The organism is Actinomycetospora straminea, from assembly GCF_028737255.1.
GTDB classification, from domain to species: domain Bacteria; phylum Actinomycetota; class Actinomycetes; order Mycobacteriales; family Pseudonocardiaceae; genus Actinomycetospora; species Actinomycetospora straminea.
This window is the reverse complement of sequence record NZ_JAQZAN010000014.1, coordinates 81,596-96,244: the sequence shown is the minus strand read 5'-3', so window position 1 is coordinate 96,244 and position 14,649 is coordinate 81,596. Positions and strand designations below refer to the sequence as shown.

The 14,649-nt window shown below is 76.4% G+C and carries 14 protein-coding genes and 1 riboswitch; of the genes, 8 read left to right on the top strand and 6 right to left on the bottom strand.

What is annotated here, in order from left to right:
* The first annotated feature begins 9 nt into the window (after positions 1 to 9).
* Entirely contained in the window at positions 10 to 1,020 is a 1,011-nt protein-coding gene (locus PH190_RS19200) for an acetamidase/formamidase family protein (RefSeq protein ID WP_274233131.1), read from the top strand.
* A gap of 72 nt (positions 1,021 to 1,092) precedes the next feature.
* On the top strand, positions 1,093 to 1,851 hold the full coding sequence (locus tag PH190_RS19195; protein WP_274233130.1) for an SDR family NAD(P)-dependent oxidoreductase: 759 nt from the start codon (positions 1,093 to 1,095) through the stop codon (positions 1,849 to 1,851).
* Positions 1,852 to 1,863: 12 nt separating this feature from the next.
* Here the strand turns inward: PH190_RS19195 and PH190_RS19190 are convergent, their stop codons facing one another.
* Positions 1,864 to 2,187 carry a hypothetical protein gene (locus PH190_RS19190; protein ID WP_274233129.1) on the bottom strand — a complete coding sequence of 108 codons (324 nt, stop codon included), beginning with the start codon at positions 2,185 to 2,187 and terminating at the stop codon, positions 1,864 to 1,866.
* A 357-nt stretch (positions 2,188 to 2,544) separates the two neighbouring features.
* Between PH190_RS19190 and PH190_RS19185 the strand changes: the two genes are divergently transcribed.
* Positions 2,545 to 6,489: a transglycosylase domain-containing protein gene (locus tag PH190_RS19185; RefSeq protein WP_274233128.1), complete on the top strand. Its 3,945-nt coding sequence runs from the start codon at positions 2,545 to 2,547 to the stop codon at positions 6,487 to 6,489.
* On the opposite strand, the gene PH190_RS19180 is transcribed toward PH190_RS19185, so the two are convergent.
* Genes PH190_RS19180 through mobA form a run of 3 tightly spaced genes read right to left on the bottom strand, consistent with a single transcriptional unit; the run spans position 6,486 to position 8,012 of the window.
* Complete coding sequence (locus PH190_RS19180) at positions 6,486 to 6,950, bottom strand: cupin domain-containing protein (protein ID WP_274233127.1); 465 nt, start codon at positions 6,948 to 6,950, stop codon at positions 6,486 to 6,488. The two genes, PH190_RS19185 and PH190_RS19180, sit on opposite strands and share 4 nt — an antisense overlap.
* On the bottom strand, positions 6,947 to 7,372 hold the full coding sequence (locus tag PH190_RS19175) for a PPOX class F420-dependent oxidoreductase (protein WP_274233126.1): 426 nt from the start codon (positions 7,370 to 7,372) through the stop codon (positions 6,947 to 6,949). The genes PH190_RS19180 and PH190_RS19175 overlap by 4 nt, the downstream gene beginning before the upstream one ends.
* A gap of 19 nt (positions 7,373 to 7,391) precedes the next feature.
* Complete coding sequence (gene mobA / locus PH190_RS19170) at positions 7,392 to 8,012, bottom strand: molybdenum cofactor guanylyltransferase (protein WP_274233125.1); 621 nt, start codon at positions 8,010 to 8,012, stop codon at positions 7,392 to 7,394.
* A 95-nt stretch (positions 8,013 to 8,107) separates the two neighbouring features.
* Here mobA and PH190_RS19165 point away from each other — a divergent pair, with 95 nt between their 5' ends.
* Complete coding sequence (locus PH190_RS19165) at positions 8,108 to 8,341, top strand: hypothetical protein (protein ID WP_274233124.1); 234 nt, start codon at positions 8,108 to 8,110, stop codon at positions 8,339 to 8,341.
* Between the two features lie 5 nt (positions 8,342 to 8,346).
* Here the strand turns inward: PH190_RS19165 and PH190_RS19160 are convergent, their stop codons facing one another.
* Complete coding sequence (locus PH190_RS19160) at positions 8,347 to 9,309, bottom strand: AEC family transporter (protein WP_274233123.1); 963 nt, start codon at positions 9,307 to 9,309, stop codon at positions 8,347 to 8,349.
* A gap of 10 nt (positions 9,310 to 9,319) precedes the next feature.
* Entirely contained in the window at positions 9,320 to 10,108 is a 789-nt protein-coding gene (locus PH190_RS19155) for a cutinase family protein (protein WP_274233122.1), read from the bottom strand.
* Between the two features lie 280 nt (positions 10,109 to 10,388).
* Here PH190_RS19155 and PH190_RS19150 point away from each other — a divergent pair, with 280 nt between their 5' ends.
* The 4 genes from PH190_RS19150 to PH190_RS30640 all read left to right on the top strand — a co-directional run bounded on the left by PH190_RS19150 (position 10,389) and on the right by PH190_RS30640 (position 14,314).
* On the top strand, positions 10,389 to 12,086 hold the full coding sequence (locus PH190_RS19150; RefSeq protein WP_274233121.1) for a formate--tetrahydrofolate ligase: 1,698 nt from the start codon (positions 10,389 to 10,391) through the stop codon (positions 12,084 to 12,086).
* A gap of 74 nt (positions 12,087 to 12,160) precedes the next feature.
* Positions 12,161 to 12,700, top strand: a complete 540-nt coding sequence (locus PH190_RS19145; RefSeq protein WP_274233120.1) for a cyclodeaminase/cyclohydrolase family protein — start codon at positions 12,161 to 12,163, stop codon at positions 12,698 to 12,700.
* Position 12,701: 1 nt separating this feature from the next.
* Positions 12,702 to 13,658 carry an asparaginase gene (locus tag PH190_RS19140; protein ID WP_274233218.1) on the top strand — a complete coding sequence of 319 codons (957 nt, stop codon included), beginning with the start codon at positions 12,702 to 12,704 and terminating at the stop codon, positions 13,656 to 13,658.
* A 29-nt stretch (positions 13,659 to 13,687) separates the two neighbouring features.
* Positions 13,688 to 14,314 carry a helix-turn-helix transcriptional regulator gene (locus PH190_RS30640; RefSeq protein ID WP_337993830.1) on the top strand — a complete coding sequence of 209 codons (627 nt, stop codon included), beginning with the start codon at positions 13,688 to 13,690 and terminating at the stop codon, positions 14,312 to 14,314.
* A gap of 119 nt (positions 14,315 to 14,433) precedes the next feature.
* A riboswitch (cobalamin riboswitch) is annotated at positions 14,434 to 14,558 on the top strand.
* Positions 14,559 to 14,649 lie beyond the last annotated feature (91 nt).

Below are 14,649 nucleotides of genomic sequence, written 5' to 3'. Positions count from 1 at the left end.
CTCCCGGCCGTGGACGTGATCGAGTTCCGGCCGGAGCCGTCGCAGTACGCCTGGACCTTCGGCGGGGCCGCACCGGTCCGCGAGGTCGAGCCCGGCTCGGTGATGCGGCTGTGGTGCGACGACGCCTTCGGCGGGCGCATCCGGTCGGTCGACGACCTCGCCAGCGCCTCGCTCGACCCCCGCTTCCTCAACCCGCAGACCGGCCCCTTCGCGGTCCGCGGCGCCGAGCCGGGCGACACGCTCGTGCTGCACCTCGTCGACCTCACCCCGGCCCGCGACTGGGGTGCCTCGACGCTCGTGCCGTTCTTCGGCGGCCTCACCGCCACCGACCGCACGGCGCTGCTCCACGAGCCGCTCGAGGAGCGCACCTGGATCTACGAGCTCGACCGGGCGCGGCGCACCGTCACGTTCTCGGCGCGCCGCAGCGACCTCGCGATCGACCTCCCGCTCGCGCCGATGCTCGGCACGGTCGGCGTGGCGCCGGCCAACCGCGAGGTCCGGTCGTCGCTGACGCCCGACGCCTTCGGCGGGAACATGGACACCCCGGAGATGCGCGCGGGCGCAACCTGCTACCTCCCGGTGAACGAGCCCGGCGCGATCTTCTCGGTCGGCGACGGGCACTACCGCCAGGGCGAGGGCGAGTCCTGCGGCACCGCCGTCGAGGGCGCCATGGACGTCACGCTGATCGTCGACCTGATCAAGGCGACGGCCGGACCGGCGCCGGCGTGGCCGCGGCTGGAGAACGACGACGAGATCCTCGTCGTCGGGTCGTCGCGGCCGCTCGAGGACGCGTGGCGGATCAGCCAGGTCGAGATGATCTCGTGGCTGAGCGAGCTGCTCGGCCTCGACCGGCTCGACGCCTACCAGCTGCTCACCCAGACGTCGCTGGCGCCGCTGGCCAACGTCGTCGACACGAACTACAGCGCGGTGACGAAGGTGTCCAAGGCGCTCGTGCCCGGACTGCGCCCGTACGACGGGCTGCACGCCGAGCTGCGCTCGCGCGCCACCTCCGCGACCTGACAGTCCACGACCCCGACAGTCCTCGACCGACACTCCTCCACCGACAGTCCTTGATCCGACAGGGAGTTCGCCATGGACCTGCAGCTGACCGGCCGCACCGCGCTCGTCACCGGCGGCAGCCGCGGCATCGGGCGGGCGATCGTCGAGGGTCTGGCCGCCGAGGGCGCCACGGTGGCCTTCTGCGCCCGCGACGCCGACGGCGTCCGCAAGGCCGAGGAGGAGATGCGCGGCGCCGGGCACGACGTGCACGGCACGCCGGTCGACATCACCGACGGCGACGCCCTCGCCACCTGGGTGCGCTCCGCGGCCACCGAGCACGGCGGCATCGACGTCGTGGTCGCGAACGTCTCGGCGCTCGCCATCCCGTCCACCGAGGAGAACTGGGCGGCGACCTTCGCCACCGACATGCTCGGCACCGTCCGGCTCGTCGACGCGGCGTTGCCCGCCCTCGAGGAGAGCGACGCCGGCGCGATCGTGACCATCTCGAGCGTCTCCGGTCGCGAGATCGACTTCGCGGCGGGGCCGTACGGGACGTTCAAGGGTGCGCTCGTGCACTACACGCAGGGGCTCGCCCACCAGCTCGCCGGCCGCGTGCGCGCCAACACCGTCTCGCCCGGCAACGTCTACTTCGCCGGCGGGGTCTGGGAGTCGATCGAGGAGAACGACCCGGACCTGTTCGCGCAGGCGCTCGGCCTCAACCCCACCGGGCGGATGGCGCGTCCGGAGGAGGTCGCGCGGGCGGTGGTGTTCCTCGCGAGCCCGGCGGCGACGTTCATCAGCGGGACCAACCTCGTCGTCGACGGGGCGCTGACGCGCGGGGTGCAGCTGTAGGGCGCCCGGGCGTCAGCGGTGGGCCGGCGCGGCGGCGATCGCCGCGATCGCGGCGCGGACGCCGTCGACGGCCACGTGCCAGGCGCGGGCGGCGGCCCGGGCGATCGAGCGCAGGGCGCCCGGCGCGACCTCGTCGCGCACGACGAGGGCGGTCGAGGGCGCGGGCACGGGCTCGGCCACGGCGGCCGGACGCTCGACGGAGGCCGCGAACGGGTCGGACAGCTGCTCGACCGGCGGGGCCAGGCGCGGGAACGGGACCGTGGGCACCGACCACCAGTCCTCCTCGCGGTCGCCGTCGCGCGGCGCGGGGACCCACGGGTCCTGAGCGGGGTCCATGCGTCGGGTGTCCTCTCGCCGGTGCGGTGTTCGGTCCCGTCATCGGTCGTGAGAGCCGAGTCGTTAGCGTCGGTGAGGGGCCTCTCGGATGCGCTGGGTGACGAGACTCGCCACTGAGCGCGGTGATCCGAGGCCAGCGGACCGTCTCCACGACGGAGTGACACCGGGCCACCACTCACCGCATCGAGCTGGCCGGTCATGGACGCTGCCCCGGTAGAGCCGCGACGTCGGCGCCGAAGGCGCGTTGCCTGCGTGCGGGTCCGGACGTGATGCGCCGGATCCGACGGCCGCGTCGACGCTCCGGCGCGACCGTGACCACGGGCTGTGACTACGGGCGACACGGGAGGTGGTTGCTCGGTGGCGGGCACTCACGCTCGCTCGTCGGGACGGCGCCGCGCAGCCGACGTCGACACCCCCGACGAGGATGACCGGGGCACCCCGGCCCCGGCCGAGAGCCGGGGCGCGCATGCCGGCGCCCACAGCGGCCGGCTCGACCGGCGGCACCTCGACAGCGACTACGGCGACTACGTCAGCGCGCGCATCGCGGCCTCGCCCGCGCCCGTGTCGCCGCCGGTCGGCTTCCCCTCCGCGTTCTCCACCGGGTCCTTCCGCTCGCACTCCGCGACGGGCTCGACGAGCCTGCGAGCCGCCGGCAGTGCCGGCACGGCGACCGCCACCGCCACCGCCGCCCCGCCGCGCCCCGACGCCTCCGCGGCCGACCGTCCGGCGCCCACTCGTCCCGACGCCGGGCGGGCCGAGTCGGCGCGGCCCGACGCCGCCCGTGGCGAGGGCCGGTCGCCCGCCGGCCCGGCCCTCGCCGGCGCCGGCCGTCGTGGTGGTCCCGGTGCGCCGGCGGCGTCCGGGTCCGCGGGTCCCGCCCCCGCCGCGCCGCCCGCGGGTCGGCCCGGCTCCGCGGCGCCGTCGGCCGGCGCCGGGGTGCGGGAGCGCGGGGGGAGCGCGACCCCGCCGCCCGCCCGCCCGGCCCAGGGCCCGGGCGGCCCGCTCGCGTCGCCCACCGCACCGCCGCCGCCCGCGCCCGCCGGGCGCACCGCGTCGGTGACCGGGATGCCGGCGACCGGGGCGCCGGCGACGACCGGTGTGCCGGGTGGTCCCGGACCCGGGACGTCGGGTGCTCCCGGCGGGCCCATACGCACGGGCGCCCCGCGCCCACCGGCCGGGCACCCGACGCCGCCGCCCGCGGCACGCCCGACCCCGCCGCCCGCGGCGCGCCCGACGCCGCCGCCCGGGCCTGCGGCACGCCCCGGCGCTCCCGGCCGGCCCGGAGCGCAGGGCGCGCCGGGACAGCCCGGCCCCGCCGCGCGCCCCGGCGGTGCGCCCGGCCCCGCGGCACCCGCCGGTGCGCCCGCGGCGCCCGGCGGTCCGTCGTCGGGCACGGCGCCGGCCCCCGGCCGTCCGGGTCCCGCGGCGCCCGGCTCGCACCCCGGCGGGCCCTCGCACGGCGCTCCCGCGCCCACCGGTGCCGCCACCCCGGGCCCCGGCCGTCCGCCCGGCCCCGCCGCCGGCCCCGCGGCGAGCGCCACGGGCACCGCCACCCGCACCGCCACCCACACAGCGGCCCCCACCGGCACCCCGCCCCCACGGCACCCCGCCGAGCCCGAGCCGGCGACCCTCACCCCCGCGCCCGCCGCCGAGCGCGACGCCGCGGCCGCCCCGGCGCGCCGCTCGCCGAAGGCCACCGCGACGATGCCCGCCGTCGACGCGCCCGCGCCCCGCGGTCCGGGCTCCGGCCCGCTGCCGCCGGACCGGCGCCGCGGCGAGCCGCGGGAGCCCGACGAGCTCGACGACGTCGAGGACACCGACGGCGAGGACGGCGACGACGCCGACGACGCCGGCACCACCCGCGCCGCCCGCCCCCCGCGGACCGCCACCGCCACCGGCACCGCCACCGGCACCGCCCGCGCCGCCGCCCGTCGCGGCGCCGCCGCGCGCACCGCCACCCGCTCGCGCGGCGGGACCGGCCGGCCCGGCACCCGCAGCACCACCGCCCACCGCTCGCCCGGCCGCACGACCGCCGCGTCCGAGACCCCGCGGGTGCCGCGCGGGCGGGTCGCCGTGGCCGTCGCCGCCGTGCTCGGCGTCCTGGCCGCGCGGATCGTCGGCCTGCCCGGCGGGGAGCGGCTGGTGGCGTTCGGGCGGCAGGTCCGCGCCCGGGTGGTGCTCTACCTGGACGGTCCGCACCCCGACACCCTCGCCCCGGCCGCGCTGCGCTGGCGACGGATGCGCCGCACCGCCTACGCGGGCATCGCGGCGATGGTCGCGGCGCCGGTGCTCTCGCTGGTGGTCGGCTGGCTGTTCATCCCGGTCCCGAACGCCGACGACGCGGTCGAGAGCCAGCTCAACACGGTCTCGTTCGCCGATGGCACGGTGCTCGCGCGCATCGCGCCGGGGGAGCAGGGCAACCGGCAGAAGGTCGGTCTCGAGCAGGTGCCCCCGCCCGTGCGCTCGGCGGTGCTGTCGGCCGAGGACCGCTCGTTCTACTCGAACAGCGGCTTCGACGTCACCGGCTTCGGCCGCGCCGTGTGGAAGAACCTCACCGGCGGGTCGGGCGGCGGCTCGACGATCACGCAGCAGTACGTCAAGAACGCGATGGTGGGCGACGAGTACTCGCTGGTGCGCAAGTACAAGGAGCTCATCATCTCCTTGAAGATCTCGCAGGAGCGCTCCAAGGACGAGATCCTCGCCGACTACCTCAACAGCATCTACTTCGGCCGCGGCTCCTACGGCATCCAGGCCGCGTCGCAGGCGTACTTCGGCCGGCCGGTCGAGACGCTCTCGCCCGCCGAGGGAGCGCTGCTCGCGGGCGTCATCCAGGCCCCGTCGAAGTGGGACCCCGCCCAGAACCCCGACGACGCCCTGCGCCGCTGGAACTACGTCATGGACGGCATGGTCGCCCAGGGCTGGCTGGCCCCTCCGGACCGCGCCACCGCGCAGTTCCCGCCGACCATCCCGCCGCGCCGCGTCACCGGCGGCGTCCCCGACGACGACCGCGGCCACATCTACAGCGCCGTGCGCGACGAGCTGCGGACGCTGGGGATCGACCAGGACGCGCTGGTCACCCAGGGCCTGCACATCCGGACGACGATCCAGCCGGAGGCCCAGCGCGAGGCCGTCGAGGCCAACCGTCGCCAGATGCAGGGCCAGCCGGAGAACCTGCGGACCGCGACCGTGTCGATCGACCCGCGGACCGGCGGCATCCTCGCCTACTACGGCGGGCCGAACGGATCGGGCCTGGACTACGCGAAGGTCGAGAAGCAGGCGGGCTCGACGTTCAAGCCGTTCGTGCTGCTCGCGGCGCTGCAGCAGGACCCGCCGATCGGCATCTCCACCGAGTTCGACGGGCGGGCGATCCCCGGCCGGACCGTGCGCAACGTCGACGGCGCCGACTGCGCGAACTGCAGCCTCAAGCGCGCCATGACGCTGTCGAACAACGTCATCTTCACCGCCCTGGGCAACCGGGTCGGGCCGCAGGCCGTGGCGGCGGCCGCCCGGCAGGCCGGTATCACGCAGCCGATGGACGACCCGAACAGCGGGATCGCGCTCGGCAACCAGGAGACCACCGCGGTCGACCTGGCCTCGGCCTACGCGACGTTCTCCAACGAGGGCATCTACCACCGTCCGCACCTCGTCCAGCGCGTGACGACGGCCAGCGGCGAGGTCCTCTACGACGACGCCACCACCCAGGGCGAGCAGCGCATCGACCCGCGCGTGGCGCGCAACGTCACCGAGGCCATGCGCGACGTCCCGGAGTACGACGGGGTGTCCCTGCAGGGCGGGCGGCAGTCGGCGGGCAAGACCGGCACGGTCCAGTCGCACGTCGAGAGCCAGAACAACGACGCCTGGTTCGCCGGCTACACGCCGTCGGCGTCGACCGTCGTCTGGGTCGGCACCGACGACAACACCCCGATCAAGACCAGCGACGGCCGCCCGGTCTACGGCCACGGGCTGCCCAGCGAGATCTGGAAGACGTTCATGGACGACGCCCTCGAGGACACGCCGAAGCAGTCGTTCGGCGCGTTCACCCCGGTCGCGGGCACCGACCCCGGCGACACCGCGGGCCAGGGGGACACGGCGTCGCCGTCGCCGTCGAGCTCGTCGGCGCCGAGCTCGTCCGCCGCGCCCACCTCGACGACGGCGCCGCCCGCGGAGCCCGCCGAGGAGCAGCCGGCCGAGGTCCCGCCCGCCGAGGGCCAGCAGCCCGGCGAGGACCCGGCGGCCGCCGAGGCCCCCGCGGGCGGCGACGGCGCGGCGCCGGCCGAGGGCGCCGATCCCGGGGGCGGCTAGCGCAGCAGGGTGAAGTCGGCGTCGTCGAAACCCGGGCTGACGACGCAGGTCACGAGCACCTCGAAGGCGGCGCCGGCGGCCGGGGCGGCGCGCTGCCACACCCCGCCGGGCACGAGCGCCTGCGGCGTCTGACCGTCCTCGACGCGGTCGCCGAGGAGGATCGGCGTGGCCTCGACGGGGTGCTCGCCGTCGCCCCCGAGCCACAGCGAGAGCGCGGGCCCGCGGTGCCAGCACCACAGCTCGTCGGAGCGCACGCGGTGCCAGCGCGACTCCTCGCCGGGCGCGAGGACGTAGTGGATGGCCGTGGCGCTCGCGCGGGGCCCGGGGTAGCCGTCGGGCCGCAGGGTGGGCGCGGCGGTCCAGGTGCGGCGGAACCAGCCGCCCTCGGGGTGGGGCGCGAGGTCGAGGGCCCGGGCGAGGGGCGGCGGTGTCTCCCCGGTCCCCCCTGCCTCCCCGCTCACGCCGTCATGTCCATCGTGGCCACGACCTTCGACGGATGCAGGCGCACGACGAGCTCGCCGGGCACGCCGTTGCGGGCGCCGAACTCCTCGGCGCGGTCGGCGCCCATGTAGCGCCCGCCGAGCGCCGTGGCGGTGCGGCGCAGCTCGTCGGGATCCTCCGAGAGCGTCACCGAACCCTGGACCTGCACGAACCCGAACGGCGGCTCCTCGAGGTCGACGCAGAGCACGATGCGCGGGTCGCGGGCGAACGCCCGGCCCTTGGCCGTGTCGGCGCCGGTGGTGAAGACGATCGTGTCGTCCTCGACGAGGAACCAGACCGGCGCCACGAGCGGGCGGCCGTCCCGCGCGACGTACCCGACCTTGCCGGTGCGGGTGCCCTCGGTGAGGAAGGCGCGGACGGCGGGGTCACGGAGGTCGGCCACCCGCGCGAGCGTAGGGCGGTCAGGGCTCCTCGTGGCGCGAGCGCGCCCACTCCTCGGGGGTGTTGACGCCGCGGGCACCGCGCAGGTCGGGGTCGCGGGCGGCGAGGCGCGGGTCGGTGAGCAGCGTCGCGGCGTCGAGCTCGCGGACCCGGCTCGCGGCGACGAGCGCGCCGACGCTGCGCTCGCCGCGGGCGAGGAGGTCGTCGGCGCGGTCGGCGAGGTCGGTGGCGTAGGCGGCGAGCAGGTGCTGCGGGTGCCCGTCGAGGACGGGGAGCGCCACCTCGACCGTCGGCACCCGGTGTGTCACCACGGCGCGCACGAGGTCGGCGTGCAGGTGCGGGAGGTCGACGGCGGCGACGAACGCGGTGGGGTCGGCGCGGACGGCGCGCAGGCCGGTCGCGAGGCCCTGCAGGGGGCCGCGGTCGGGCACCGGGTCGTACACGACGATGGCGCGCGCGGCCTCCTCGGGCACCGTCCGCGGCGTGTCCGCGGCCCCGACCACGACGAGCGGCCCGTCGACGGCCTCGGCGAGCACCGCGAGGACGTGGGCGAGCAGGGTCCTCCCGCCGCTGGTCAGCGCGGCCTTGTCGGTGCCCATCCGCCGCGAGCGGCCGCCCGCGAGCACGACGCCGGCCGTCACCGCGTTGCTCCGAGTGAGCTACGTGACCGGTTCAGTGCTTCGGGGCCCGGGAACGCCAGGACCGTCACGACGACGTGCGATCGGAGGGCAGCACCATGATCCGCAGTGATGAGCAGCGTGGGCGCGCCGAGCCCGAGGACGCCCACCGCGGCTGGGTCGCGCCGACCCCGCGCGACGCCGACGAGGCGGCGACCGACCGTGCGATGGCCGCCGCCGAGCGGGCGGTGGCCGAGGGCACGGCCAGCGGCGACCAGCGCTCGCGGGTGCAGCGCATGGCGCTGGCGCGCACCCACGAGCAGCGCCGGGCCGCGTTCCGCCAGGGCGACTGAGCCCGTCACGGCAGCACCAGCACGACCAGCGGCAGCGTGAGCAGCGAGAGCACCGTGGTGAGCACGACCACCGCGGTGCTCTCGCGGTACCACGTGCCGTACTGCGCGGTGAGCACGAACACCGTCGCCGCGTCCGGCAGCGCGCACAGGAGCACCAGCACCGCCGCCCACGGCGCGGGGATGTCCAGCACCGCCACGGCCCCGAGGGCGAGGGCCGGCATGACGACGAGCTTGACCACCACCGCCGCGCCGATCGGCACCCACGGCGCGCCCGGGTCCCGCAGGGCCCCGACCGCGCCGCGCAGCAGGATGCCGAGCGCGAACAGGCCACCCGGTGCCGCGAGGTCGCCGAGCAGGCCGAGCGTCGACGCCACGGGTGCGGGCAGTCGCAGCCCGACCAGCGCGACGGCGGTGCCGACCCCGATCGCGAGCACGACGGGGTTGCCGAGCACCCGGCACGCGAGCAGCGCCGGGAGCGCGACCGCGCCCTCCTCGCCGCGGCCCCGCCCGTCCAGCGTCACCGCGACGAGGAACGCGGAGATCGCCAGCGCGGTGTGGACGGTCGAGGTCAGCGAGGCGGCGAAGGCCGTCGCGGGACCGAGGACGGCGACGGTCAACGGGATCCCGAGGTAGCCGACGTTGCCCCAGCTCGCGACCAGCCCGGCGGCGTGCGCCTCGCGCGTCGGCCGGCGGACCAGGCGGGCGACGGCCCAGCCGAGGACGAAGGCCAGGACCACGACGGCCACCGACGCGATCAGCGCGGTCCCGGGGACGCCGGCGGACAGGTCGGCCTCGGCCACCGAGGTGAAGATGAGGGCCGGCAGCGCGATCCAGTAGACGAGGTCGTTGAGCACGGCCGCGGTGCGCTCGCCGAAGCGCTCGGAGCGCCCCGCCACGGCACCGACCGCGATCACCCCGAAGACCGGCAGGATCCGGCTCAGCAGCTCACCCACGGTCCCGAGGCCCACGCACCGATGCTCAGCCCTGGGCGACCGCGACGGCGACCGGGGAGCGCGTGGCGCGTGCCACCACGGTGTCGACGGCCCGCTCGAGCACGGGGAACAGCGCGACGCCGGCCGGGCCGACCGGGACCGTCGGGTAGGAGCGGTGCGCGCCGGACGCCCAGCCCTCGCGGAAGGTGCGGATGTCGAGGTCCTCGGTGGCGCAGATCGGGTCGCCGGGCGCGCACACCTCGTAGACCCGGCCGTCGTAGACGGCGAGCTCGCGGGTCGGGCGGGGCCCGAGCACGCCGCGGCCGGGGGTGTCGAGGAGGTTCGGCGCGGCGGGGTCGCGCCGCGGACTGCCGAGCATGATCGCGCCGGCGATGCGATCGGCGGCCAACCCGACGGTGCCGTTGGCGGCGCGGTGGACGACGTCGGACACCACGTCGCCGCCCTGGCTGAACCCGACGAGCATGATCGTGGTCTCCGGGCAGCGGGCGGCGACGTCTCCGGCGTCCCGGGCGAGGCGCTCGGCGCCGCGGGCCGCGCTGACCAGGTAGAACGGCCGATCGAGCGAGGCGGGGTAGGGCACGTAGCGCACCGAGAGCCCGTCGCCCCAGCGCGCGGCGAGCGGGTCGGTGAGGCGGGCGAGCAGGCCGACCGACCGGGCGGGGTCGGCGGCCTCGGACGTCTCGTTGGTGCCGGGCACGGCGTAGAGCACGACCGGCGGGCAGTCGGTCGGGGCGGCCGCGGCGGCGTCGGCGGCATCGGCGCCGGGGGCCGCGGCCAGCAGGGTGCCGAGGAGGAGCGCGACGGCGAGCAGCACGCGTCTCCCCACCCGCCCCGCCCGCCCCACCACGGGTCCATCCTCGCCGATCTCGCCCCCGCGCGGGGAGATCCCGTCGCGGCGAGCGGGTGGCTTTCCTGACCCTATCGGCGTGCTGTGTCGGATCGTCAGCACGTGGAACGCCGGTCTGGCACCCCGACCGTGACAGCTCGGGCTGACAGATCGCCGCCGTTCTGCCAGCGTGCCTCCCTGCGGAGCCCCCGGCGGCGGTGCCGGAGCCGGGGTGGCTGGAGTAGTCGGCGACACCTGGAGGACTCGCGTGAGCATCCCGTCGGACCTCGAGATCGCGCAGGCCGCGACGCTGCAGCCCATGGACGACGTGGCCCGGCAGATGGACCTGCCGCCCGAGTTCCTGGAGCGCCACGGCACCGACGTCGCGAAGATCGAGCTCGACGCGATCGAGGCGATGGCCGACCGGCCGCGCGCGAAGTACGTCGTCGTGACCGCGATCACCCCGACCCCGCTGGGCGAGGGCAAGACGACCACCACGGTCGGGCTCGGCCAGGCGTTCTCGCACATCGGCAAGCGCGGCGTCGTCGCGATCCGCCAGCCGAGCATGGGGCCGACGTTCGGCATCAAGGGCGGGGCCGCGGGCGGCGGCTACTCGCAGGTGGTGCCGATGGAGAAGTTCAACCTTCACCTCACCGGCGACTTCCACGCCGTCACCAGTGCGCACAACATGCTCTCCGCGGTGCTGGACAACCACCTCTACCAGGGCAACGCCGCCGGCCTGGACCCGTACCGCGTCACCTGGCGCCGCGTGCTCGACGTCAACGACCGGGCGCTGCGCAACATCGTCACCGGGCTCGGTGGGCGCATGGACGGCGTGCCGCGGGAGTCGGGCTTCGACATCACCTCGGCGTCCGAGGTGATGGCCGTCCTCGCGCTGTCGAACGACCTCGCCGAGCTGCGCGAGCGCCTCGGGCGCATCGTCGTCGGCTACACCCCCGACGGCGACGCGGTGACCGCCGAGGACATCAACGGCGCCGGGGCGATGGCCGCGCTCATGCGCGACGCGCTCAAGCCCAACCTCATGCAGACGCTGGAGAACACGCCGGTCCTGGTGCACGCGGGCCCGTTCGGCAACATCGCCACCGGCAACTCCTCGATCGTCGCCGACCGCATCGGCATCCACTGCGGCGACTTCCTCGTCACCGAGGCCGGCTTCGGCGCCGACATGGGCGCCGAGCGCTTCTTCAACATCAAGTGCCGGACCTCGGGCATGTCGCCCGACGCCGCGGTCGTCGTCGCCACCGTGCGGGCCCTCAAGGTGCACAGCGGCAACCACAGGATCGTGGCGGGCAAGGACCTGCCGCCGGCGCTGCTCGAGGAGAACCCCGAGGAGGTGCACGCCGGCGCGGCGAACCTGCGCAAGCAGATCGAGAACATGCGCCTGCACGGCGTCTCGCCGGTGGTCTGCATCAACGCCTTCCCGACCGACCACCCCTCCGAGCACGCCGCGATCCGCGAGATCGCCGAGTCGATGGGCGCGCGGGCCGCGGTCTCGACCCACTTCGCCGACGGCGGGCGGGGCGCCGCCGAGCTCGCCGAGGCCGTCGCCGAGGCCGCCCAGGAGGAGAGCCACTTCCAGCTGCTCTACCCCGACGACGCCACGCTGCGGGAGAAGATCGAGACGATCGCGACCAAGGTCTACGGCGCCGACGGCGTCGACTACGCCCCGGCCGCCAACACCTCGATCGACCTCTACGAGCGCAACGGGTTCGGCGGGCTGCCGATCTGCGTCGCCAAGACCCACCTGTCGATCTCGTCGGACCCCAAGCTCCTCGGCGCCCCGACGGGCTGGCGGATGCCGGTGCGCGAGGTCCGCGCGTCGGTCGGGGCCGGGTTCATCTACCCGATCTGCGGCGACATGCGGACGATGCCGGGCCTGGGCAAGAACCCGGCCGCCCACCACATCGACGTCAAGCCCGACGGCACCATCGTGGGGCTGTTCTAGGTGGGCTCCGCCCAGGTGAGCAGAAAGAAGGGCGGTAGCCCTTCTTTCTGCTCACGAGCGCCGGAGGCGCACCCGTGAGCCGGCCGCTGGGGGAGCTGCCGGTCGCGCGGCTGGGGGAGGTGCTCGCGGGCGCCGGGCCGGGGCCGGCGGCCGGGTCGACGGCCGCGATCACGGCCGCGCTGGCTGCTGGCCTCGCCACCAAGGTCGCCAAGGGCGCCGCCGACCGCGAGGCCGTCGAGGAACTGGACGCCCTGCGCGCGCGGGCCCTGCGCCTCGCCGACGACGACGTCGAGGCCTTCGCCGGCTTCCTCGAGGAACGCCGCAAGCCCGGCGGCGGGCCGGCCGCGGCGGAGGCCATCGTGCAGGTGCCCGCCGACGTCGTCGGGCTCGCCGTGCGGGTCGCGGAGCTGGCGGCCCTGCTCGCCGAGACCGGACCCGACGCGCTGACCGGCGACGCGGTCACCGCCGCCTTCCTCGCCGCCGCGGCCGCCGAGTCCGCCGCGGCCCTGGTCGGCGCGAACATCGCCGATGCGGGCGAGCTCGGCGACCCGCGCGTCGAGCACGTCGAGGAGCGCGCCGGGCACGCCCGCACGTTGGCCGAGCGGTTGGTCTGAGATCCCGCCCGAGACCCCGCCCTGGACCGTCGAGGTCACCCGCGGCCCGGTGGTCGAGTCCGAGCACCGGGTCGCGCTGGTCGTGCTCGAGCCCGACGGCACGGTCGGGACGTCCGCCGGGGACGTTCATGCCCCGGTGCTCGCGCGCTCGGCGCACAAGCCAGCGCAGGCGGTGGCCTGCCTGGAGGCCGGCGCGGAGCGCGACGACCTGCTCGACGACACCGAGCTCGCGCTGGCCGCCGGCTCGCACTCCGGCGAGCCCGAGCACCTCGCGGTCGCCGCCGGCCTGCTCGCGCGCTTCGGGCTCGCCGCCGACGACCTGGGCTGCCCGCCCGCGCGTCCCCTGGGCCTCGCCGCCGACCACGCCTGGGGCACCCGCGACCCCGAGCGCCTCGCCATGAACTGCTCGGGCAAGCACGCGGCGATGCTCGCGGCCTGCGTCGCGCGCGGCTGGGACCGCGCCGGCTACCTCGCTCCCGACCACCCCGTCCAGCGCCACGTCCGCGACGCCCTCGAGCGGCTGGCGGGCCCGGTCCGGGCCGTCACCGTCGACGGCTGCGGCGCGCCGGCCTTCGCCACCGACCTCGTCGCCGTGGCGCGCCTGGGCCGCGCGCTGCACCGGGCCGCGCCCGGGACCGCCGAGCACCGGGTCGCCGCGGCGATGCGCCGCCACCCCGACCTCGTCGCCGGCACCGACCGTCTCGACACCGTCCTCATGACCCTGCTGCCCGGGTCGCTGTCGAAGGTCGGCGCCGAGGGCGTGCTGCTCGCGGTGCTGCCCGACGGCGCGGCGCTCGCCCTCAAGGTCCTCGACGGCGGGGCGCGGGCGGTCGGTCCGGTGCTGCTGGAGGTGCTCGGACGCCGCGGACTCGACCACCCGGAGGAGCTGCGGACGCTGGCCGCGCCACACGTGCGAGGAGGGGGTCACCCGATCGGTGCTCACCGTGTGCGATTGTGAGCGCACTCATCGGGGTGAGGAGCGCGTCAATGGGATCGTGTCTGGTCTTCGCCGGAGCGACGCCCGCCCGGGAACGCCTGGTGGGCCATCTCTCCTCCGTCTTCGACGACCTCCCGTGCGTCGACAACGTCCCCGACCTGGTCGTCCGCCTCACACGGACCCCGGTCGCCGCCGCTGACGACCGCGCACCCGACGTCGTGCTCGTCGGCGCCGACGACGGCAGCGCCTGGATGGAGGCCGTGCGCCAGGTCCGCCGGCACACGCCCGAGACGCCGGTGCTGGTCGTGGGCGAGCCGCCCGTGGGCGCCATGGACCCGCTCGGCGACCGCCCCGCGCCCGACCCGGCCGGCGTCGCCGAGGACGAGCGGGCGGCCTGGGCCCTGCGCCTCGGCGCCCGCGGCTTCCTGCGCGCCGGCGAGCTCGCCGACCCCTCGGTCCTGCCCGGCGCGCGGCCGCGGACCACCGAGCTCTCCGAGCGCGAGATGGACGTCCTGCTCGGGATGACCGAGGGCCTGTCCAACGCCGAGATCGCCGCGGAGCTCGTCCTCGCCGAGGACACGGTGAAGACCCACGCCCGGCGGTTGTTCCGCAAGCTCGGGGCGGGCGACCGCGCGGACGCCGTCGCGCGCGGCTTCCGCCAGGGCCTGCTGCGCTGAACGGCTGAGCCCGGGCGGGTCCACGGCGCGGGGTGTCCGGCACGCCACTCTCCCGCGGCGCCCAGGAGCGTTGACGCGCCGAACCCGCGCGTGGTCCCGTTGCCGATCGACGGACGCGGAGGAAGCCGGTGTGAATCCGGCGCGGTCCCGCCACTGTCACCGGGGAGCAGACCCCACGCGAGGCCACGGCCGGGCACACCGGCGGGAAGGCCGGGGCGAGCGTCGATCCGGGAGCCAGGAGACTCCGGCCGTCGCAGGGCACTCCAGGAAGACATCGGGCGAGGAACCCGAGGAAGGCCGGCGACTCTCGATGCACGCTCCCGTGACCCCGCACG

Excerpts from the sequence above, each read along its gene's own strand:
- PH190_RS19195 (WP_274233130.1), top strand. The coding sequence starts at position 1,093 with ATGGACCTGCAGCTGACCGGCCGCACCGCGCTCGTCACCGGCGGCAGC.
- PH190_RS19190 (WP_274233129.1), bottom strand. The coding sequence starts at position 2,187 with ATGGACCCCGCTCAGGACCCGTGGGTCCCCGCGCCGCGCGACGGCGAC.
- PH190_RS19165 (WP_274233124.1), top strand. The coding sequence starts at position 8,108 with ATGATCCGCAGTGATGAGCAGCGTGGGCGCGCCGAGCCCGAGGACGCC.
- PH190_RS30640 (WP_337993830.1), top strand. The coding sequence starts at position 13,688 with ATGGGATCGTGTCTGGTCTTCGCCGGAGCGACGCCCGCCCGGGAACGC.